At 74.3% G+C, this 21,145-nt stretch carries 21 protein-coding genes; 17 read left to right on the top strand and 4 right to left on the bottom strand.

The features are described 5' to 3' along the window. Positions 1-21 precede the first annotated feature (21 nt). Together ACZ6O2_RS31470 and ACZ6O2_RS31475 are read left to right on the top strand one after the other, a co-directional pair. Entirely contained in the window at positions 22-342 is a 321-nt protein-coding gene (locus ACZ6O2_RS31470) for a DMT family transporter (RefSeq protein WP_466025456.1), read from the top strand. 401 nt (positions 343-743) lie between these two features. Next, positions 744-2,135, top strand: a complete 1,392-nt coding sequence (locus ACZ6O2_RS31475) for a class I adenylate-forming enzyme family protein (RefSeq protein ID WP_466025457.1) — start codon at positions 744-746, stop codon at positions 2,133-2,135. Here the strand turns inward: ACZ6O2_RS31475 and ACZ6O2_RS31480 are convergent. Continuing rightward, positions 2,066-2,836 (bottom strand): 4'-phosphopantetheinyl transferase family protein, encoded by a 771-nt coding sequence (locus ACZ6O2_RS31480; protein WP_466025458.1) that lies wholly within the window; start codon positions 2,834-2,836, stop codon positions 2,066-2,068. The two genes, ACZ6O2_RS31475 and ACZ6O2_RS31480, sit on opposite strands and share 70 nt — an antisense overlap. A gap of 15 nt (positions 2,837-2,851) precedes the next feature. Between ACZ6O2_RS31480 and ACZ6O2_RS31485 the strand changes: the two genes are divergently transcribed. The 12 genes from ACZ6O2_RS31485 to ACZ6O2_RS31540 all read left to right on the top strand — a co-directional run bounded on the left by ACZ6O2_RS31485 (position 2,852) and on the right by ACZ6O2_RS31540 (position 14,121). Further along, a complete protein-coding gene (locus ACZ6O2_RS31485; protein WP_350685991.1) occupies positions 2,852-3,118 on the top strand; it encodes an acyl carrier protein in 267 nt (88 codons plus the stop codon). After that, a complete protein-coding gene (locus ACZ6O2_RS31490) occupies positions 3,118-3,363 on the top strand; it encodes an acyl carrier protein (protein ID WP_350707497.1) in 246 nt (81 codons plus the stop codon). Before ACZ6O2_RS31485 ends, ACZ6O2_RS31490 begins: the two co-directional genes overlap by 1 nt. Beyond that, positions 3,356-4,438, top strand: a complete 1,083-nt coding sequence (locus ACZ6O2_RS31495; protein ID WP_466025459.1) for a beta-ketoacyl synthase N-terminal-like domain-containing protein — start codon at positions 3,356-3,358, stop codon at positions 4,436-4,438. The genes ACZ6O2_RS31490 and ACZ6O2_RS31495 overlap by 8 nt, the downstream gene beginning before the upstream one ends. Then, on the top strand, positions 4,435-5,064 hold the full coding sequence (locus ACZ6O2_RS31500; protein WP_466025460.1) for a beta-ketoacyl synthase chain length factor: 630 nt from the start codon (positions 4,435-4,437) through the stop codon (positions 5,062-5,064). The genes ACZ6O2_RS31495 and ACZ6O2_RS31500 overlap by 4 nt, the downstream gene beginning before the upstream one ends. After that, entirely contained in the window at positions 5,061-6,677 is a 1,617-nt protein-coding gene (locus ACZ6O2_RS31505) for a class I adenylate-forming enzyme family protein (protein WP_466025461.1), read from the top strand. The genes ACZ6O2_RS31500 and ACZ6O2_RS31505 overlap by 4 nt, the downstream gene beginning before the upstream one ends. Further along, a complete protein-coding gene (locus ACZ6O2_RS31510) occupies positions 6,674-7,912 on the top strand; it encodes a beta-ketoacyl-[acyl-carrier-protein] synthase family protein (RefSeq protein ID WP_466025462.1) in 1,239 nt (412 codons plus the stop codon). The genes ACZ6O2_RS31505 and ACZ6O2_RS31510 overlap by 4 nt, the downstream gene beginning before the upstream one ends. Before the next feature lie 72 nt (positions 7,913-7,984). Then, a complete protein-coding gene (hppD, locus tag ACZ6O2_RS31515) occupies positions 7,985-9,097 on the top strand; it encodes a 4-hydroxyphenylpyruvate dioxygenase (RefSeq protein WP_466025463.1) in 1,113 nt (370 codons plus the stop codon). Beyond that, a complete protein-coding gene (locus ACZ6O2_RS31520; RefSeq protein WP_350707506.1) occupies positions 9,094-10,023 on the top strand; it encodes a phytanoyl-CoA dioxygenase family protein in 930 nt (309 codons plus the stop codon). Before hppD ends, ACZ6O2_RS31520 begins: the two co-directional genes overlap by 4 nt. Before the next feature lies 1 nt (position 10,024). Then, positions 10,025-10,822, top strand: coding sequence for a DUF3050 domain-containing protein (locus ACZ6O2_RS31525; protein WP_350707508.1), 798 nt, complete (start codon positions 10,025-10,027; stop codon positions 10,820-10,822). Continuing rightward, the gene (locus ACZ6O2_RS31530) at positions 10,819-11,790 is read left to right on the top strand and encodes a thiamine pyrophosphate-dependent dehydrogenase E1 component subunit alpha (RefSeq protein ID WP_466025464.1); all 972 of its coding nucleotides are present in this window, start codon (positions 10,819-10,821) and stop codon (positions 11,788-11,790) included. The genes ACZ6O2_RS31525 and ACZ6O2_RS31530 overlap by 4 nt, the downstream gene beginning before the upstream one ends. Continuing rightward, complete coding sequence (locus ACZ6O2_RS31535) at positions 11,791-12,759, top strand: alpha-ketoacid dehydrogenase subunit beta (RefSeq protein WP_350707511.1); 969 nt, start codon at positions 11,791-11,793, stop codon at positions 12,757-12,759. Between the two features lie 3 nt (positions 12,760-12,762). Continuing rightward, positions 12,763-14,121, top strand: coding sequence for an ATP-grasp domain-containing protein (locus tag ACZ6O2_RS31540; protein WP_466025465.1), 1,359 nt, complete (start codon positions 12,763-12,765; stop codon positions 14,119-14,121). A 204-nt stretch (positions 14,122-14,325) separates the two neighbouring features. On the opposite strand, the gene ACZ6O2_RS31545 is transcribed toward ACZ6O2_RS31540, so the two are convergent. Then, complete coding sequence (locus ACZ6O2_RS31545) at positions 14,326-15,174, bottom strand: hypothetical protein (RefSeq protein ID WP_466025466.1); 849 nt, start codon at positions 15,172-15,174, stop codon at positions 14,326-14,328. Positions 15,175-15,280: 106 nt separating this feature from the next. On the opposite strand from ACZ6O2_RS31545, the gene ACZ6O2_RS31550 reads away from it, so the two are divergent. Beyond that, positions 15,281-16,261 (top strand): phosphotransferase family protein, encoded by a 981-nt coding sequence (locus ACZ6O2_RS31550; RefSeq protein ID WP_466025467.1) that lies wholly within the window; start codon positions 15,281-15,283, stop codon positions 16,259-16,261. Between the two features lie 19 nt (positions 16,262-16,280). On the opposite strand, the gene ACZ6O2_RS31555 is transcribed toward ACZ6O2_RS31550, so the two are convergent. Next, complete coding sequence (locus ACZ6O2_RS31555; RefSeq protein WP_466025468.1) at positions 16,281-17,243, bottom strand: AraC family transcriptional regulator; 963 nt, start codon at positions 17,241-17,243, stop codon at positions 16,281-16,283. 321 nt (positions 17,244-17,564) lie between these two features. Here ACZ6O2_RS31555 and ACZ6O2_RS31560 point away from each other — a divergent pair, with 321 nt between their 5' ends. Then, the gene (locus ACZ6O2_RS31560) at positions 17,565-19,085 is read left to right on the top strand and encodes a flavin-containing monooxygenase (RefSeq protein ID WP_466025469.1); all 1,521 of its coding nucleotides are present in this window, start codon (positions 17,565-17,567) and stop codon (positions 19,083-19,085) included. Between the two features lie 31 nt (positions 19,086-19,116). Here the strand turns inward: ACZ6O2_RS31560 and ACZ6O2_RS31565 are convergent, their stop codons facing one another. Next, entirely contained in the window at positions 19,117-19,821 is a 705-nt protein-coding gene (locus ACZ6O2_RS31565; protein ID WP_466025470.1) for an SGNH/GDSL hydrolase family protein, read from the bottom strand. 196 nt (positions 19,822-20,017) lie between these two features. On the opposite strand from ACZ6O2_RS31565, the gene ACZ6O2_RS31570 reads away from it, so the two are divergent. Further along, a complete protein-coding gene (locus ACZ6O2_RS31570; protein ID WP_466025471.1) occupies positions 20,018-21,040 on the top strand; it encodes a S1 family peptidase in 1,023 nt (340 codons plus the stop codon). Positions 21,041-21,145 lie beyond the last annotated feature (105 nt).

Consider the following 21,145-nt stretch of genomic DNA (forward strand, 5'->3'; position numbering starts at 1 on the left):
GCGTGCCGCAGGATCACCGGCATGGCGTACGTCTTCCTGCTTCTCGCGATCTCCGCCGAGGTCCTCGGCACCAGTCTGCTCAAGGCGACCGACGGGTTCACCCGGCTCTGGCCGACGCTCGGCCTGGCCGTGGCGTACCTGGCCGCCTTCGGGATGCTCTCCCTCGCGGTGCGGGACATCCCGGTCGGCGTCGCGTACGCCATGTGGTCCGGGCTCGGCACGGCCGCGATCGTGGCGATCGGCGCGGTGGTCCTCGGCGAGCCGTTGAGCGTGACCAAGGTGGTCGGTGTCGGCCTGGTCATCGCCGGGGTGGTCGTGCTCAACGTCGGCGGCGCGCACTAGGGCGGCGCGCGACGGAACCGCAGGAAGCGCGCCGCGCAACGCCCGTCGGTCGGGCAGGTCCCGGACGCCTGCGCGTAGGCGGGCCCCCGGGTGGTCGCCGGGGTCCCGTCGCCAGGTGAGGCGCCACCCGACCGGTGGGCCTGCGTGCCGTGCGGACGGGCGGTGGGCCGGCGCCGATCTGCGGACGCACCTCACCCGTGGTGAGCGGCGCGCTGCCGTACGCGCTCGATACTGCCTGTCCGATCGAGGGTCTGCAATCCGGCCAGCCGCTTTTTTTGATCTAGCCATTTGCATCTAGTAATGGTTCTCGCGGCTGTCGTAGTGTTCCGGCAGCACCCCGAAAGATGCACCCTTTGGGCGTACTCGCCCTATTTCAGGCTGGGCGGTGGACGGCGGTGAGCATGGATCGTCCGACGGAAAATCCTGCGGCAGGGACCCCGGAATGGGTCGACGACGTGTTGCTCGCAGGGCCTGCGAACGACATTTGTCTACGACTTCCGGAACCGGTGGAGCGGGGCACGTTGCGGCAATTGGTCGCCGATGCGCAGACCCGTCTCGCCGCCGCCGGACTGCGCCCGGGCGGGGCCGCCGCGCTCCGCCTGCCGCCGTCACTGGCGTACGTGGTGAACCTGCTGGCCACCTGGCGCACCGGGGCGCAGGCCGTCCTGCTCGACCACCGCCTCACCGACCACGAGGTGGACCGGGCGCTGGAGCGGCTCACCCCGCAGGTGGTCGTGGCCCCGGTGCGCAGCGGCGGCGGGGCGCTGCGCATCTTCGTCGACGTCACCGAGGGCGTCACCCCGTACGCCGACCGCCCCGCGGTCAGCGGGCACGCGGTGATCCAGCTCAGCTCAGGCTCCACCGGACCGTCCAAGGTGATCGGTCGCACCGCCGACGACCTCGTCGCCGAGGTGCACCGCTACACCCGCATCGACGGGGTGGCGCTGCCCGGCGAACGGATCATCCTGCTGCCGTCGATGGTGCACGTGCTCGGCCTGGTCGGCGGCCTGCTCTACGGCCTGCACGCCGGCGTCGAGCTGGTGCCGCCGGAGCGGCTCAGCGGCGACGCCGTGCTGGCCGCGATCGCCGCCGACGACACGCCGGCCACCGTGCTCGGCGTGCCGTTCCACATCGGACTGCTCGCCTCCACCCGGCCCGCCGGGCCGCTGCCGCAGTTCAAGCGGATGACCACCGGCGGCGAGCTGGTCCCGGCCGCCGTCGCCCGCGCCTTCACCGACCGCCACGGCGTGCCGCTGGGCAACATGTACGGGATGACCGAGGTCGGCGTCATCGGCACCGACCTGTACGGGCGGCACCGCCCGTCGATCGCCCCCGCCCCCGGCATCGAGGTCCGCGAGGTCGCCGGCGAACTCCAGGTCAGCTGCCCCGCGTCGCCGTACGTCGGGCTGAGCGACCCGACCCGCTGGGCCGACGGCTGGCTGCACACCCGCGACGCCGGCACCGTCGACCCCGGCACCGGGCTGGTCACCGTGCGCGGGCGGCTCGACTCGCAGGTCTCCGTCGGCGGCCTGAAGGTCGACCTCACCGAGGTGGAGACGACCGTCGCCGGGCTGCCCGGCGTCGCCGCCGCCGTGGTCGTCTGGGACAACGGCATCACCGCGTACGTGCAGCCGGACGGGCCGCTGTCGGAGGAGGTGCTGGACAAGCTGCTCGCCGAGCGGCTGGCCGGCTACAAGCGACCGCGCACCCTGCACCTGCTGGATCAGCTGCCCCGCACCACGACCGGCAAGCTGGTCCGCTCGGTCGACGCGCTCCGGGCGGCGGCGACGTGACCGGTCCGCCGCGCCGCCCCGACCGTCCCGTCCCCGTCCACCTGGACCTCCACCACCTCGACCGGCGGCGCGTCGGTGCCGACCACCGCGACCGCCACGACGAGGCCCCCGCCGACCGGCGGGTGCCCGACGCGCAGGCCCGCCACGCCGGGCACCGGCCGCAGCTCGCCGCCGCCCACCGGCCGCGCCGTGCCCGCGCGCCGGGGCGCGCCGGCAGCGGTGGGCACGGGCATCCGCCGGCGCAGGCCGCCGTCGCGCAGCCCCATCCCGAGCGCCTTGCCCACCGCCTCCTTCGCGGTCCACAACCGCAGGAAGTCCGCCGCCCGGCCGCCGGCGGGCCGCCCGGCCAGCCACGCCGCCTCGGCCGGGGCGTACCACCGCCGGGCCAGCGCCAGGGCGGGCAGCGGCCGGGACCGCTCCACGTCGACCCCGACCGGGCCGGCCACGCGGGCGGCGACCACGACCACCCGGTCGGCGCGGCTCACGCTGACCGGCAGCACCATCCGTGGGCCCCCGTCGGACGCGCCGACGAACGGCCGCCCGTCCGGGCCGTGGCCCACCACGATCTGCGCCTCCGCGCGGCCGAGCAGCGTGGCACCCGCCCGCCGCAGCAGCCGCCCGGCCGGGATCGGCGGACCGCCGTCCCCCCGGCCGACCCACACGTACACGGTGTCCCGACCGGGCACCGGTAACTGGCTCACGGAGAGAGGTTAACCATGCGAGCCGAGATCCGCGCCTTCGTCGTCGAGCAGCTCGAGGACATGAACTACGACGTCGAGGGCATCGACGACGAGACCACCCTCGGGCCGTCCGGGGTGGACCTGGAGTCGTTGGCCCTCGCCGACCTGGCCGTGCGGGTGGAGGACCGCTACGGCCTGAAGTTCGCCGACGACGAGTCGGAGAAGCTGGCCCTGATGACGGTCGGCGAGTTCACGACGATGGTCGCCGACCGGGTCGCCGGGGCGACGAGCGACAACTCCTGATGGCCGGTCAGCCCGACCTGGGGCGAGCTGACCTGGTGACCATGCTCGCCGAACTCACCGGGAAGCCGGCCGCCGAGGTCGGCGACCGGATCGGCTCGATGGAACTGGCCTGGCTGGTGCACCTCGTCGAGCAGCGCTACGACCGGCGGCTCGACCTCACCGACGACCAGCTCGCCGGCATCCGTACCGTCGACGACGCCCTGGCGGTCTTCCGAACCTCCCTGACCGCCCCCGCCGATGGCTGAACGGGCCGCCGTCCAGCTCACCGGCGTCCACGCGACCAGCGCGCTCGGCAGGGGACCCGACGCGCAGCTCACCGGCGTCCTGGCCGGAACGCCCGCGTTCCGGCCGGTGGAGCGCTTCGACACGGCGTCGCGTCGGGTCGACGCCGCCGCCACCCTGCCCGACGTCGGCGACCTGGCCGACGAGCTGGCCGAGGCGGTCGACGCCGCCTGCCGGGCCGCCGGGCTCGACGCCGGCCGCCGGGCCGGCACGGCGCTGCTGCTGGCCGTGCACGGCGGCGCGGGCGTGCCGGCGCTGACCACCGGCCTGGCCGCGCGGACCGGGCTCACGGGCCCGACCCGGGCGTACACCACCGCCTGCGTCTCGGCCAGCAGTGCGGTGGCCGACGCCGCGGCCCTGATCCGGCGGGGCGACGTCGAGCGGGCGGTGGTCGCGGCCGGCTACCTGGTCGAGCCGGACCAGTACGCGCTCTTCGACGCCGGCCGCGCCCTCGCCACCGACGGCGCGGTGCGCCCGTTCAGCGCCGGCCGCACCGGGCTGCTGCTCGGCGACGGGATCGCCGCGGTGGTGCTGGAGTCGACGGCCGTCGCCCGGGCGTCGGTGGCCGACCTGCTCGGATGGGGCCGGGCCGGGGACGCGTTCCACCCCTGCCAACCGGAGCCGGGCGGGCGCGGCCTGGCCCGCGCGGTCGCCGCGGCGCTGCGCCGCGCCGGGCTGGCGGCGGAGGCGATCGGGTACGTCAACGCCAACGCCACCGGCACCGGCTACAGCGACGCCTCCGAGGCGGCGGCGCTGCGCGTGGCGCTCGGCGCGGCGGCGGCGCGGACCCCGGTCAGCTCCACCAAGGCGCTGCACGGGCACGCCCTGGAGGCCTCCGGCCTGCTGGAACTGGTGGTCACCGTGCTCGCGCTGCGGCACGGGAAGCTGCCCGTCAACGCCGGCTGGCTCGGCCCCGACCCGGCCTGCCCGGTCGACGTCATCCGCGACGCGCCCCGGCCGGCCGCCACCGGGTACGCGCTGAGCCTCAACGCCGCCTTCGGCGGCGCGAACACCGCCCTGCTGGTGGGCGCCGCATGAACGCCGGAAGCGGGCCCGCCGGCACCGACGGCACGCGCCCGGACGACACGCGCTCCGACGGCGTGCGCTCGGACGGCGGCCAGGCAGTCGCCACCGGTCGCCTCACCGTGCTGTCCGAGGCGGCCTGGCCCGAGCCGGGCGACGGCGCGCCGCCGCCGCTGCCCGGGTTCGTGCACTCCAGCTTCCCGCCCCTGGTCGCGGCGGTCGCCGAGCGCTGCCTGACCCGGGCGTACGACGGGCGACCCGCGCCCGACGGGGAGCGGACCGCGGTCGTGCTGGCCAGCGCGGCGGGGGACCGGGCCAGCGCGGCGCAGGTGCGCGCCACGGTCGCCGCCGGCGGCCGGCCCGGGCCGCTGTTCTTCTTCCAGTCGGTGCCCAACAGCGTGGCCGGGCACGTGGCCGCCCGCTGGGGGCTGGGCGGGCCCGTGGTCTGCCTCGCGCCGACCGGGGACCCGCGCGACGAGGGGATCGCCGAGGTCGACCTGCTGCTGCACGACGGTGACGCCGACCGGGCGTTGCTGGTCCTGATCGAACAGGCACCGGACGACGGCGGTGCGCGGGGCCCGGGCGGGGAGCCCGGCACCCGGGCCGTCGCGGTGCTGCTGGGGGGAGGAGACAGCCCATGAGGACCAGGGGACTACGTGGGACGCTGGCCGCGGACGACGGGATCGGCGCCGGCAACGTGCTGTCCCGGGTGCTGGCGCACGGCGCCGACCCGCAGGGGCCGGGGCTCACCTTCGACACCGCCGTGGACGGCCACCCGGCCGAGCTGCCGCTCACGCTGGGCCGGCTCGACGAGCGGGTCGCCGCCCGCGCCGCGTGGCTGCACGAGCGGGGGATCACACCGCGCGACCCGGTGGCCGTCTGGGCCACCACCGCCGCCGACATGGTGCTCAGCTACCTCGCGCTGACCCGGCTCGGCGCGATCCCGGCGCTGATGAACGGCAGGCTGCGCCCGGAGATCGCCGCCGAGTACATCCGCCGGCTGCGCGGCGTCGGGGTGCTCGCCGACGACGCGCACACCGCGCTGCTGGCCGGGCGCGACCTCGGCGTGCCGGTGATCGGCACCCCCGCCGAGGCGGGCACGGGCGACCCGGCCGCCGCGCCGGCGCACTACCGGCACCACGCCGACGACCCGGTCGTCATCACCCACACCTCCGGCACCACCGGGGTGCCGAAGGCGGTCCTGCACTCGCACGCGAGCCTCTTCGCCGCCACCCGGCACCTGCTCGCCATGCCGCAGGCGCAGGGCACCAGCCGCATCCTCAACGCGCTGCCCGCACCGCACACCGCCACCGTGCTCATGGTCAACCAGGCCCTCGGCAACCGGGCGGAGATGTTCCTGCTGTCCGACCAGGGCGGCGAGCGGGTGCTGGACGCGATCCAGCGCTGGCGCCCCGACGGGGTGTTCGGCTTCTCCGTCACGTGGGCGGAACTGGCCCGCTTCGACCTGTCCGCGTACGACCTGGAGTCGGTGTCGCTGTGGTTCAACACCGGCGACTGCTCGCACGAGCCGCACGTGCGCCGGCTGGTCGCGGTCGGCTCCCGGGACGTGGTGACCCGCGACGGGATCACCCGGGTGCCCGGCTCGGTCTTCATCGACGGGCTCGGCTCCAGCGAGATGGGCCACTCGATGTTCCACATCACCCACCGCACCGACACCGACCGGTACGGCCGCTGCATCGGCCGCCCCTACCGGTTCGCCCGGGTCGCCGTGCTCGACGCCGCGGGCGAGCCGGTGCCGACCGGCGAGGTGGGCTGGCTCGGCATCGACTCGCCGTCGCTGTTCCGCGGCTACTGGAACGACTCGGTCACCACCCACCGCTCCCGCCGGCGCGGCTGGTACCTCACCGGCGACCTGGTGTACGCCGACGACGAGGGCCGCTACTACCACCTGGACCGGGCCGTCGACTCGGTCGACGTGGGCGACGGCCGGCGGTTCTACACCGCGCTGTCGGAGGAGCGGATCCTCGCCGCCTGCCCCGACGTCACCGACTGCACGGTGGTGATCGTCGCCGAGGCCGGCCGGGTGGTCACCGACGTGCTGCTGGAACTCGCCGCCGGCGCCGACGACGCCGAGGACCGCACCGCGCGGGTCCGGGCGGCCCTCGGGCCGGACGTCGGCGCGACCCTGCGCCGGGTGGTGCCGGTGCGGCCCGCCGACATCCCGGTCACCGTCACCGGCAAGGTGCGCAAGGTGGCCCTGCGGGAGCGCTATCCCACCGAGGCGTCGTCATGACCGCCGTCATCACCGGGATGGGGCTGTTCACCCCCGTCGGCCGGGGCGTCGCGGCGACGTTCGACGCGCTCCGCACCGGGAGGTCCGGGCTGACCCGGCCGCCGGCCGGGCACCCCGCCGCCGGGTCGCTGGAGGTCGCCGGCCTGCTCCCGGAGATCGATCCGCGCACCGTCGCCTCCGGGCCGGAGACCCGGGTGCTGGACCGGATCGTCGTGCTCGCCCTGCTCGCCGCCGCCGACGCGCTCGCCGACGCCGGCATCGAGGTGGGCCGGGACGTGGACCCGGGCCGGATCGGGGTGATCGTCGGCGGGGTCGGCGGGATGTCCACCCTGGAGGCGCAGGTGCTGGCCCGGGCCGAGCGGGGCCGCGCCGCCGTCAGCCCGTACCTGCTCACCGGAATCCTGCCGAACATGCCGGCGGCGCGGATCGCCATCGCGCACGGCATCCGCGGCTACACCTCCTCGGTCGGCACCGCCTGCGCCTCCGGCGCCCAGTCGGTCGCCGACGCCGTCCGGCTGATCCGCGCCGGGGAGGCCGACGTGGTGCTGTGCGGGGCCAGCGAGGCGCCGCTGTTCCCGACGTTCGCCGACACCTTCGGCAACGCCCGGGCGCTGGCCCGGGGCTGGGCCGACCCGACGGCGGCGAGCCGGCCGTTCGACGCCCGGCGCAACGGGTTCGTCCTCGCCGAGGGCGCGGCCCTGCTGGTGCTGGAACGCGCCGAGCACGCCGCCGCCCGGGGCGTCACCGGCTACGCCGAGGTCGCCGGGTACGGGGCGACCACCGACGCGTACCACCCGACCGCCCCGCGGCCCGACGGCGCCGGCGCGGCGGAGTGCATGCGGCGCGCGCTGGCCAGCGGCGGCGTGCCCGCCGCGCGGGTCGGCTACGTCAACGCGCACGGCACCGGCACGAAGCTCGGCGACATCGCCGAGACCACCGCCCTGGCCGAGGTGTTCGGCGACGGCGGCGTCCCGGTCAGCTCCACCAAGGCGCTCACCGGCCACCTGCTCGGCGCCTCCGGGGTGCTGGAGACGGCGGCCACCGCGCTGGCACTCGGCCGGGGCCTGCTCCCGCCGACGCACAACCTCGACGACCCGGACCCGGCCTGCCCGGCGGACCACATCCGCAAGGAGCCGCGGGCGACGGACACCGGGTACGCGCTGACCAACTCCTTCGGCTTCGGCGGCCAGAACGTGAGCCTGCTGCTCGCGCGGGCCGCCCGGCCGAGGGCCTGAGACAGGCTCCACCCCCGGGCGGGGCGCGCCCGGGCGGCAGACCACGGGGGACCCGTGGAAAGGGCTGAGGACATGGACATCCGTGGGATAGACCACATCGAACTCTACGTGGGGGACGCCCGGCAGGCGGCCTTCTACTTCGGCCGGGCGGTCGGCTTCCACCTCTGCGGCCAGGGCGGTCCCGAGACCGGGCTGGCCGACCAGCGGTCGCTGCTGCTGTGCCACGCCGACATCCGGATGGTGCTGACCTCCGGGCTCACCGCCGAGCACCCGGCGTCCCGGTACGTGCAGCGGCACGGCGACGGTATCGCCGTGGTCGCGCTGGAGGTCGACGACGCCGCCGGCGCGTACGCCGAGCTGGTGGGCCGCGGGGCGGCGGGGGTGACGCCGCCGACCACCTGGACCGGGCCGGCCGCCGAGGTGGTGACCGCCGAGGTGGGCGGCTTCGGCGACGTGCTGCACCGCCTGGTGTCGCGGCGCGGCGACCGGACCGAGTTCCTGCCCGGGGCGGTCGAGTCGACGCCCCCGGCCGGCGGCAGCGACGACAAGCTGCTCGCCGAGATCGACCACCTGGCGGTCTGCGTGCCGCCGGGTCAGCTCGACGAGACCGTCCGGCACTACCGGGAGGTGTTCGGGTTCGCGGAGATCTTCGAGGAGCACATCGAGGTCGCCGGGCAGGCGATGAACTCCAAGGTGGTGCAGAGCCCGTCGGGGCGGGTCACCCTGGTGCTGCTGGAGCCGGACCGCAGCCGCCGGCCGGGGCAGATCGACGCCTTCCTCGACCAGCACGCCGGCGCCGGGGTGCAGCACCTCGGGCTGCGCACCGACGACATCGTCACCGCCGTCGGCACCCTCGCCGGCCGGGGGGTGCGCTTCGCCGGCACCCCCGGCAGCTACTACGACACCCTCGAGGCACGGGTCGGCCGGGTGGACGCGCCGCTGGACCGGCTGCGTGACCTCGGTGTGCTGGTCGACCGCGACCACGGCGGGCAGCTGCTGCAGATCTTCACCGAGTCCATGCACGTGCGCCGCACGCTCTTCCTGGAGCTGATCGAGCGGCGCGGGGCCCGGACGTTCGGCAGCGGCAACATCAAGGCGCTCTACGAGGCCAAGGAACGGGAACTGGCCGCGGCGGGGGCGACCCCCGCCGTCGCGGCCGTGACACCGCAGGAGGTGCGGGCGTGACCACGACCGAGTTCGAGCCGACACTCACCGCCGAGGAGGAGGCGCTGCTCCCGTCCGACGAGGACGTCGCCTTCTACGCCGAGCACGGCTGGTACCTGTCGAAAAAGCTGTTCACCGACGACGAGGTGGACGCCCTCACGGCGGCCGCCGACCGCTACTACGACGGCGAGCGGGACCGCCGCCTGCCGGTGCGCCCGCCGAAGCTCGCCTACTGGGAGCCGTCGAAGGGCGCGGTGCAGCGGCACAACGACTACGTCCACCACGAGCACGACGGGCTGGGGGCGATCCTGCGCAAGCCGCTCGTCGGCGCGGTCGCCGCCCGGCTCGCGCGGGCCACCGAGATCCGCGTCTTCCAGTCCACGCTGATCTACAAGCCGCCGATCTCCGGCGAGCCGTCCAACATCGTGCCCTGGCACTTCGACAAGCACTACTGGGCGTCGTCGTCGTCGGAGAACATGCTCACCGCGTTCATCCCGTTCCACGACTGCGGGGAGGAGATGGGCACCATCACCATGGTCGACGGCTCGCACCGCTGGCAGGAGGTCGGCGCGGACGACACGGTGGTGCGCCACTTCGCCGACCGCGACCGCGACCAGTTGGAGGAGATGCTCGCCGCGAACGCGGCCCACAACGGCGCCGGGATCCGCAAGGTGCCGATGGTGATCCCCAAGGGACACGTGAGCTTCCACCACTGCCGCACCTACCACGGCAGCGGCGCCAACGTCAGCGGCCGCCCGCGCCGGGCGATCTCGCTGCACCTGCAGGACGGCGACAACGCCTGGCGGGAGTATCCGCTCTCCGACGGCACGCTCGCCGCGTACAACCACGACGTGCTGGTCCGCCGCACCCCCGACGGGCGGCCGGACTACGCGGACCCCGAATACTGCCCGGTCATCTGGCGCGACCGCGCCAAGCAAGGAGGCTGACATGTCACGGTACGACTGGGGAAAGACGCACCCGGGCATCGAGCGGCTGGAGAAGGCGGTGACCGACCGCCGCGACGTGGTGGTCCGGCACCCGCTCTACGCCAACCTCGACACCCACGAGGCGCTGGTCACCTTCATGGAGCACCACGTCTTCGCCGTGTGGGACTTCATGTCCCTGCTGAAGTCGTTGCAGCGGCAGCTCACCTGCGTCACCGTGCCGTGGATCCCGACCGGGCCGACCGGCAGCCGCCGCCTGATCAACGACATCGTGATGGTGGAGGAGAGCGACGAGCTGGGCGACGGCTACATCAGCCACTTCGAGCTGTACGTGCAGGGCATGCGGGAGGCCGGCGCCGACACCACGGCCGTGGAGAGGCTGATCGACCTGCTGCGGGCGGGCCGGCCGGTGGCCGAGGCGCTGGTCGACGCCGGCGTGCCCGCGCCGTCCACGGCGTTCGCCGGCACCACCTGGCGGATCATCGAGGACACCCCCGTGCACTGCCAGGCGGCGGCGTTCGCCTTCGGCCGGGAGGACCTGATCCCCGACATGTTCGCCCAGGTCGTCGCCGTCAACGAGCGCAGCCGCAAGCTGCACAAGTTCGTCGACTACCTGGAGCGGCACATCGAGGTCGACGGCGAGCAGCACACCCCGATGGCGATGCAGATGCTCGCCGACCTGTGCGGCGACGACGACACCAAGTGGCAGGAGTGCGCCGACACCGTCAACACCGCGCTCGCCGCCCGGGCGAAGCTCTGGGACGACATCCTCGCCGCCGTCAAGGAGGGGCGCGAGCGGTGACCGACGCCGACCCGGTCCGGCTCTACCGGACGGTACGGCTGATCCGCCGGTTCGAGGAGCGGGCCGTCGAGCTGGTCCGCTCCGGGCACGTCGTCGGCGGCATCCACCCGTACCTCGGGCAGGAGGGGATCGCCGCCGGGGTGTGCGCCGCCCTGGGTGCCGACGACGTCGTCGCCGGCACCCACCGGGGGCACGGGCACGTGCTCGCCAAGGGCGCCGACCCGGCCCGGATGCTCGCCGAGCTGTGCGGCCGGGTCACCGGCCTCAACGCCGGCCGGGGCGGCTCGATGCACGCCGCCGACTTCGGCGTCGGCGTGCTCGGCGCCAACGCCATCGTCGGCGCGTCCGGGGCGATCATCACCGGCGCCGTGTGGGCGCGCCGACGGCGCGGCGACGACGTCGTCGGGGTGAGCTTCTTCGGCGACGGCGCGGTCAACGAGGGGATGCTGCTGGAGGCGTTCAACCTGGCCGCGCTGTGGCGGGTGCCGGTGCTGTTCGTCTGCGAGAACAACGGCTATGCCACCACCATGCCCGTCGCGGGCGCGGTCGCCGGCAGCATCCCCGGCCGCGCCGCCGCGTTCGGCATCCCGGCCGCCGTCGTGGACGGCCAGGACCCCGAGGCGGTACGCGACGCCGCGGCCGCCGCCGTCGACCGGATGCGCGCCGGCGGCGGCCCCGAGCTGATCGAGGCCCGCACCTACCGGTTCGACGCCCACCACACCTTCGAGCACGCGGTACGCCTCGACTACCGCCCGCCCGACGAGGTGGCCCGGGGCCGGGCCCGGGACCCGGTGGACATCCAGGGCGGGCGGCTGCCCGCCGACGCGCGGGCCGAGGTCGACGCCGAGGTCGAAGCGACGCTGGACGCGGCCGTCGAGTTCGCCCTCGCCAGCGGAGAGCCGGACCCGGCCGACGCCCTGGCGCACCTGTACGCCAGCGGGCTGACCGCCCGCACCGGAGGTGGGTAGATGCCCAGGCTGTCCTACCGCAAGGCGCTCACCCGGGCCCTCGCCGACGAGTTGGCCCGCGACGAGTCGGTGTTCCTGCTCGGCGAGGACATCCGGGTGGCCGCCTCGAACGTCACGGCCGGGCTGTTCAAGCGGTTCGGCCCCGAGCGGGTGCTCGACACCCCGCTGTCGGAGCAGGCGTTCACCAGCTTCGCCACGGGGGCGGCCCTGGCCGGGATGCGGCCGGTCGTCGAGTTCCAGATCCCGTCGCTGCTGTTCCTGGTCTTCGAGCAGATCGTCAACCACGCGCACAAGTTCCCGCTGATGACCGGCGGGCAGTGCGCCGCACCGGTCACCTACCTGGTGCCCGGCTCCGGCTCCCGGACGGGCTGGGCGGGCCAGCACTCCGACCACCCGTACAGCCTCTTCGCCCACGTCGGGGTGACCACCGTGGTGCCGGCCACCCCGGCCGACGCGTACGGGCTGCTGGTGTCGGCGGTGCGGTGCGACGACCCGGTGGTGGTTTTCGCCCCGGCCGGGGCGCTCGACGTCCGCGACGACGTGGACCTCGCCGCGCTGGCGCCGGTGCCGCTCGGCCGGGGCCGGGTGCGCCGCTTCGGCGACGACGTGACCGTGGTCGCGGTCGGGCACCTGGTGCACGACGCCCTCGCGGTCGCCGACGAGCTGGCCGACCAGGTGTCGGTGGAGGTGTTCGACCCCCGCACGCTGTACCCGTTCGACTGGGACTCACTCGCCGAGTCGGTGTCGCGCACCGGGCGGCTGGTCGTGGTGGACGACTCCAACCGCTCCTGCGGCATCGCCGGGGAGATCATCGCGACCATGGTCGAGCGGGTGCGCCTGGTCGCCCCGCCGCGCCGGGTCACCCGCCCCGACGGCGCGGTGCTGCCGTTCGCCCCGGCGCTCGACCGGGCCGTGCAGCCCAGCCGCGAGCAACTCCTGGCCGCCATCCAACACGTGATGAAGGACTGATGTATGACCGACGCTGACTACCGCTGGCCCTCCGCCGCGCGGGCGTGGCTCGACCTGCCCGCACCGATCCGCGCCGAGATGGTGGCCGCCGGGGCGGAGTCCTGGCGGGAGATCTTCGACGGCCGGGCCACGTACAACAAGCAGTGGCGGCTGGCCCGGCCGCCGGTGATGGACGAGACCTCGCTCGGCGTGCTCAACGCCGTCTCCGACCGCCTCGCCCAGCTCGTCTTCGAGGCGTGCCGGCGGCGGGCCGGCACGGCGGGGGAGCTGCGCCGGCTGCTGAACGTGCCCGACGGCGAGACCCGGCTGCTCGACGACGACGAGCCGCTGACCGAGGCACTGCTGGACGCGTTCCGGCCGGACGTGCTGCTCTCCGACGGGGTGCCCCGGTTCGTGGAGTACAACATCGACAGCAGCCTCGGCGGGGCGTTCGACGCGGACACCACGGTGCGCCGCTTCGTCGACGTCTACCGGCGGCGCGGCCTCACCGAGCGGATCCGCCTGGCGGCGGCACCCTCGGCGGTGGACCAGCGGTTCGCGGCGATCCGCGCCGGGCTCGGCCTGCCCGAGGGCGCCCGGGTCGCCATGCTGATCGACTTCGACGCCGAGTACCCCGGCCTGGACGACCCGCAGCGGTTCTTCCGGCTGCTGTCGCCGGTCGTCGAGCGGGCCGCCGCGTCCGGCATGGACCTGGTCATCGCGCCGGTCTCCCAGGTGACCCTCGACGACGGGAAACGGCTGGTCGCCGACGGCGCCCCGGTCGACGGGGTGTTCCGCCTCTTCGTGCCCAACCGGGTCACCCCGAGCGCCGGGGTGGACGCCCTGGAGGCGGGGCTGGCGGCCGGAACGGTGCCGATGTGGGTGTCGGCGGCGGCCTGGCTGATCGCCAACAAGCGGGCCTTCGCCTGGCTCTGGGAGGACGCCGACGCGCTGGCGCCGGCGGACCGGAACCTGGTCCAGCGGTACGTGCCGCGGACCTGGTCGCTGACCGCCGACCTGCTCGACCGGGCGGTGGCCGACCGGCCCGGCCTGGTGGCGAAGCCGGCCGACGGCTCCGCCGGGGTGGACGTGCTGATCGGCCGGGAGACCGACGCCGACACGTGGCGGGACGGGCTGAACCGGGCCGTCGAGCGGGGCGGCTTCATCCTCCAGGAGTACGTGAAGGCCGACGACGTCCCGCTGGACTTCGTGCACATCGAGACCGGCGAGACGGTCAGCGCCGAGGTGCCGTACAGCATCGCCCCGTACCTGTTCGGCCGCCGGGCCGCCGGCGCCTGCATCCGCACCGGCTTCCCCGGCTGCGACGGGGTGCTCAACCTGGCCCGCGGCGTTCTCCTCTCCGGCCTCCTGGTGGTCGACTGACCCACCGCACCGGCGCGGTGGGACGGTCGGGGTGCCCGCCGTCCCACCGCGCTCGGCCGCGCGTCAGGCACCGGGTGTCCGGCGCGGCTGTCCCACCGCGCTCGCCCGCGTCGGTCGGGCTGTCGACCGCCGACGCTGACGCGCCGTGGCCCAGGCCGTCGAGCAGCTACCTGACCGGCAGATTGCCCGCCCCTGCGCGGGCGCTCAGCGCGGCGTCTGTGCCACCAACGCATCGACCATGTCGCGTGCGTGTACGCATGCGTCCACGTCCTCCTCGAGGAGGCCGGTCGCGTTGATGGAGATGTGTCCGAACGACGTCTTCCACGCCACCGTGCAACCCGAGCCGCGAGCCTCGATCGCGTCGGACGCGCCAGCCACGGTGACCTTCCTGCCTCTGACGTGGTACGACGACCGCAGATCGTAGACGAGACGGACGGTGGAGCTGCGCGGCCAGCCATCCGGACGTGTCGTCCAGCTACAGCTGACCACGACGGAGTTCTCGTAGTCTCCGATCCGCTTCATCTGGAACCTGGAGATCGTGGCGGGATCCGGAGCCTGGCACGCATGGGGTAGCTCGCTCACCGCGGTGACGGCCGGCTGAGGCGTTGTCTGCGCTGTCGCCGAGCCGGTGATCAGGGCGACCTCCATGATCAGCACCCCGGTTGCCGCTATGGCGGTGAGGGAGTGGACGAGCAACTCGGTCGGTGTCTCGTCGTTCTTGAACACCCTTCCGAGTGCCAACCCGATCGTGGCGATGGCAGCCAACGGGCCAGCCACAACGACGATGATGAGAACGATCTCGTACAGGTTCTCGGCCTCGTGGTCGAGGCCCTTCGCCACGATTCGGGGTGTGGCGTAGATCGCCATGAGCCCGAGGACGATGGTAACCACGCCGCTGCGCATCGCGTCGTCGACGGGCACGGGTGGCCTCGCGGATCCGTCGTGGTTCCCGGATCGCCGGCGTCCCTGTAACACTTGGATCACTGCCGCCACGCTCTGCACCAGTGCCGCCACGATCACCAACCACTGCAGCCAGGACGCGTCCGGCGACACCCTCAACCTCCCGTCGGACGATGCCGAGCTCCAATTTGTACCGCCACAGGTCCACCCACCGGAAGCGCGCTGCCCAGCCGGGCGGGACCAGGGCAGGATCACCAGGGTGGGCGAGGCGCGGGTGGGGTTGACGGTGGACGAGTTGCGCCCGGTGGCGCGGGTGGCCTGCGGGCGCGGCCGGGAGTTGGTCTCGGTCGCGCGGCTGACCGGCGGCACGAAGAAGGGCGTCTACCGGTTGAGGCTGGACGACGGGTCCACGGTCGTCGCGTACGTGTGGCATGCGGGGGAGAACTACTGGCCGGCGCGGCCGGCGACCGAGCCCGACGACCTGTTCGGGCACGCCACCGGGGCCGGGCTGTTCGAGGCGGCGCACCGGCAGTTCACCGCCGCCGGGGTGCGGGTGCCCCGGCTGCTGCTGCTCGACCGCACCGGAAGTCTGCTGCCCGGCGACGTGGCGGTGGTGCAGGACGTTCGGGGCGGCACCCTGCAGGACCTACGCCGGCGCGATCCGCGACGCGCCGAGGCGGTGCTGGCCCGGCTCGGCGACGCCGTCCGGAGCATGCATGCCCGGCGGTGCGACCGGTACGGCAGGCCGGGCCTCGACGGGCCGGCACCGGACTGGCCGGTGGAGCGGGTCGTGCTCGATCGGGCGCTGCGTGACCTGGCCGAGGCCGCCGCCCGGGTCGGGCGGATCGCTGCCGTGCGGCAGCGCCTCGCCGACGCCCTCGCCGCGCGGTGTGCCGCCGTGCCGCCCCGTGCGCGGTACGGCCTGGTCCACGGTGAACTCGGCCCGGACCATGTGCTCGTCGACGACCGGGACCGTCCGGTGCTGGTCGACATCGAGGGCGCCACGTTCCTCGACGTGGAGTGGGAGCACGCCTTCCTCGAACTGCGCTTCGGCGACGCCTATCCCGCGTTGGCCGTGCCGGGACTCGACGGGCACCGGCTGCGTCTCTACCGGCTCGCGCTGCACCTGTCGCTGGTGGCGGGTCCGCTGCGCCTGCTCGACGGCGACTTCCCGGACCGGGCCGGCATGCTCGCCATCGTCGAGCACAACATCACCGAGACGCTGGCCCAGCTCAGCTGAGCTGTCCGGCGGGGCGTGGTCAGCGACGGAGGGTGGTGGAAGGCGACTCCCCGAATCGGGAGCGGTACTCGCCGGCGAAGCGGCTGAGGTGGGCGAATCCGTGGTCGAGGGCGACGGTCGTGACGGACGTTCCGGGCCCGGCCGCGCGCAGCGCGGCGTGGACCGCGTCGAGCCGGCGGGCGCGCAGGTACGCCATCGGGGTGGTCTGCAGCTCGCGGCGGAAGCAGTCCTGCAGCGTCCGTACGCTCACCCGCAGTGCCTCCGCGACGTCGCCGACCGTCAGTGCCTCGCCGTGGTGCTCCGTCATCAGTGCGCAGGCGCGTCGGACGAGGCGCCCGGGTGCCGGGTGCCTCGCCGGCTCGGCGAGCAGGTCGGTGTAGGTGTGGCGGTGGGTCAGCAACAGCTTGCCGATGAGCGCCTGCTCGAAGCGGTTGACGACCTGTGGGTGGTCGAGGAGGGAGGCGCCCTTCGGCTGGGACAGCTCCTCGGCGAGGAAGTCCACCCCGCGGGCCCAGGCCACCGCCGCGGGCGTGCTCATGGTCATGCCGACGTCGAAGTGGACCTGGCCGTCCACCGGTCGGCCCAGCAGTCGTGCGAGTTCCCGGTCGACCGTCTGCCGGTCGGCGTAGAAGATCCGGTGCGGAGACGCCTCCGACCAGTGCATGTCCGAGGCGTCGTAGGGAGAGAGGACGGAGGCGATGTCGGGCGTGGAGGTCACGGTACGTTCGGCGTGCCGGACCTCCGCCTTGCCGCCACGGGGAATCTGTACGAGGTAGAAGGTCTCCAGCGCGCCGGGCTGGATCCGCACCGCCCGCGCGTAGTCGAGGTCGACGACGCCCACGCCGCCCGACCGGCGGGCCGTCATCCGCAGGCGGACGGTGTGGACGCCCGGCTGGGGCGTGAGCCGGTGCGGACAGAAGACGCGACCGACCTCCGTGCGGGCGTGCTCGATGTCGTCCGTCCGGACCGTCGTGGCAGCCATCTGGCACCTCCTGATGGGGCCGGGCGGCTGTGCATCGCCGGTGACGCGCGCGGAACCATCGGTTCGCCCGGACCGGCGGCCCTGCGCCGAGACGCCCTGCTGTGTCGAGATTAGGACCGGGGGCAGGGTGATCAGCAGAGGCGTGCTCCAAACCCGACACCCGGGTCGCCGGGAAGGGCTTCGCCCCGGTTGCGCGAAGCGGACGCCGCGCGCGTCCAGCGGATAGCAGCCCTGCCGTCGTGCTCGTTAGCGTGCGATTGCCGCCGGCGCCCCGCTGTCGCGGCTTTCGTCAACGGGTCGCGGAGTCTGTGGAGGTTCGCCATGAGGATCGCCGTCGTCGGTGCTGGATTCGCCGGCCTGAGCGCAGCGAAGGTGCTGCGGCAGAGTGGCTTCGAGGTCTCCGTGTTCGAGAAGGCGCCCGACGTCGGAGGCGTCTGGAGCAGCACCCGGAGATACCCCGGTCTCCGTACCCAGAACAACAAGGGCACCTACCACCTCTCCGACCTGCCGATGCCCGCGCACTACCCGCAGTGGCCGTCGGGCGAGCAGGTCCAGCAGTACGTCGAGAGCTACGTGGACCGGTTCGGGCTCCGCCCCGCCCTGCGCCTCGCCACGGAGGTCGTCGCCGCGAAACTCGTGGACGACGAGACCGCGTGGCTGATCGCGTCACGACCGACGGGTGGGCGGGACCCCGCGACCTGGGAGCGGTACGACCACCTCGTCGTCGCCAACGGCATCTTCTCCGAGCCGTTCATCCCGCCCTTCGAGGGGCGTGCGGACTTCGTGGCCGCGGGTGGACGTGTTCTGGCCTGCGGGGAGTTCCACGATCTCGAGGCGGCGCGGGGAAAGCACGTCCTCGTCGTCGGGTACGGCAAGTCGTCCTGCGACGTGGCGGTCCCGCTGAGCGACGTCGCCGCGCGGACCCACGTCGTCGCCCGCCAACTGCTGTGGAAGATGCCCAGGAAGCTCGGCGGAGCGGTCAACTACAAGTACCTTCTGCTCACCCGGATGGGTGAGGCGCTGTTCCGGTACATCCGCGTGAAGGGCTTCGAGCGGTTCCTGCACGGCCCGGGCAACGGTCTGCGGCGCGGCATGCTCGACAGCGTGGGGTCGGTCGCGACCCGGCAGCTCAAGCTGCGCGAGCTGGGTCTCGTGCCGAACGGGACCTTCGAGGACATCGCGCGGAGCACCGTCAGCCTCGCGACGGACGGCTTCTTCGAGCGGGTCGCCGACGGTCGGATCAGCGTCCACCGCGATCGTCAGATCAGCGAACTCCTGGTCGACGAGGGGCGGCCGGCGGCCCGGCTCGCGGACGGCACGGTGCTTCCCGTCGACCTGGTCATCTGCGGCACCGGGTTCCGGCAGCGCGTGCCCTTCTTCGACGCCGCCCTGCACGCCCGGCTCGAAGACGACGAGGGCAACTTCATGCTCCACCGCCAGATCCTGCCGGTCGACGTCCCGCACCTGACCTTCGCCGGCTACAACTCCTCGTTCTTCAGCCCGCTGAGTGCCGAGATGGCAGCGGTCTGGACGGCCGCGCACCTGCGGGGCGGGATCCCGCTGCCGTCCAGGGAGCGGATGCGGGAGCAGGTGCGTACGCGGCTGGCCTGGATGGCGGCGCGGACCAACGGGCAGCACGCCCGCGGCACGAGCATCATCCCGTTCTCGATGCACAACATCGACGAGGTGCTCGACGATCTCGGGCTCAACCTCGGCCCGCTGGCCCGCGCCCGCCAGTGGCTGCTGCCCGTCGACCCGCGCGCCTACCGGAGGGTCACGCCCCGCATGATCCGGCGTACCGCCGCGACGGCGACCCGGGAGTCGGTGAGCCAGCCCGCCTGACAGGGGCGAGGGACAGCAGCCGCGGGGGCCCTTACCGAGCTGCCCCGTCCGCGCTTCTGGCGGTCGTGAGGTGGGCGCCGAGGCGGCGGACGGTCTCGGCGGCGGCGATGGCGTCGCTGCGGGCGCTGCCGTGCCGGCCGTCGCTGCTGTAGATCGACGGGTCGGCGGTGAGCGGGTGGTCGGTGAGCCGCACGTGCAGGGTGCCGAGCCGCTCCGCGAGCGCGCCGGTGTGCGCGGAGAGCCGCCGCATCCGCTCGGCCAGGCCGGCTCGGTGCCGCTCGGGCACCGCCGGGCTGTGCGAGACGTCGAACATGCCGACGGTGATCACGTCGGCCCCCGCCGCCCGCAACGCCTCGATCATCGCCGTCAGCTCCGCGTCGACGGCGTCCGCGTCGTACGCCGGGTGGAAGGCGTCGTTGCCGCCGCACACGACCAGCGCCAGGTCGGGGCGGAACGCCAGCGCCGGGGCGAGCTGGGTGGCGCGCACCTCGTGCGCCCGCAGCCCGCGCAGCCCCACGTTCAGGTACGCCAGCTCCGGCCGGACGGCCCGCAGCTCGGCGGCGACGCGGTCCGCCCACTGCACCTCGGGATAGCCGTCGACGGGCTCGCAGAGCCCTTCGGCCACGCTGTCGCCGAGCACCGCGAAGCGCCGCCACGGGTGGTCGCGCAGCAGGGCGACGCTCTCCCCGTCGCGGAGGCACCACGGATCCGTCGATTCGGTCAGCGTCGATGACATGAGCGCACGCTAGTCGACCGGGTCGCCGCCGGCCAGCGGCCGACACGGCACGAGGCACCCGGTCGACGCCCCGGCGCACCGCGGGCGGACAGCCGGCGAACAACCCCGCGCCACCCCCTTTACGTTGCCGTTGATCGATGTGAATATGTGCACATCGATCGGCAGCGAGCCGGTCCAGCCCTCCCCGGAGGTACGCGTGAGACTCACTCGACGTGGCGTGATGTCCGCCGTCGCCGTCGCCTGCCTCGGCGCCACCATGGCCGTGTCGCCGGCCCACGCCGCGCCCGCCGTCCTGACCGCCGACGGAGCGTCCGGCCTCGCCGCCGGCCTCGGTCCCGACCGCACCGCCGGCTCCTACGTGGACGCCGCCTCGGGGCGTACGGTCGTCGCCGTCACCGACGAGGCCGCCGCCGCCACGGTCCGCGCCGCCGGCGGCGTCGCCCGCCTGGTCACCCACAGCACCCGCGCCCTGGAAGCCGCGCAGACCCGGGTGGACCTGGGCGTCACCGGCACCGCCCTCTGGGTCGACCCGGTCAGCAACCAGGTGGTCGTCGGCGTGGACAGCACGGTCGGCGCCGCCCAGCTGGCCCGCATCCACGCCGCGGTGGCCGCCACTGGCGGCACGGCCCGCGTCACCCCGCTCGCCGGCACGCTCAGCATGCGGACCTCCGGCGGCGACGCCATCTACGGCGGTGGCTACCGCTGCTCGCTCGGCTTCAACGTGCGCAGCGGCAGCACCTACTACTTCCTCACCGCCGGGCACTGCACCGACGTGGTCTCCGCCTGGTACGCCAACTCGGCCCAGAGCACCAAGCTCGGCGACCGCACCGGCACCAGCTTCCCGGGCAACGACTACGGCATCGTCCGCTACACCAACACCTCGATCGCGATCGACGGCTCGGTGGGCTCGCAGGACATCACCGCCGCCGGGAACGCGTCCGTCGGCCAGCAGGTGACCCGGCGGGGCAGCACCACCGGCACCCACAGCGGCACGGTCACCGGCCTCAACGCCACCGTCCGGTACGCCGAGGGCACCGTGCGGGGCATGATCGCCACCAACGTCTGCGCCGAGCCCGGCGACAGCGGCGGCCCGCTCTACTCCGGCAGCATCGCGCTCGGCCTGACCTCGGGCGGCAGCGGCAACTGCCGCACCGGCGGCACCACCTTCTTCCAGCCCGTCACCGAGGCGCTCAGCAAGTACGGCGTCTCCGTGTTCTGACCCGACCGACCGTGGGGGGGGGGGGGGGGGGGGGGGGGGGGGGGGGGGGGGGGGGGGGGGGGGGGGGGGGGGGGGGGGGGGGGGGGGGGGGGGGGGGGGGGGGGG

The sequence above is a fragment of the Micromonospora sp. NPDC048040 genome, assembly GCF_055587185.1.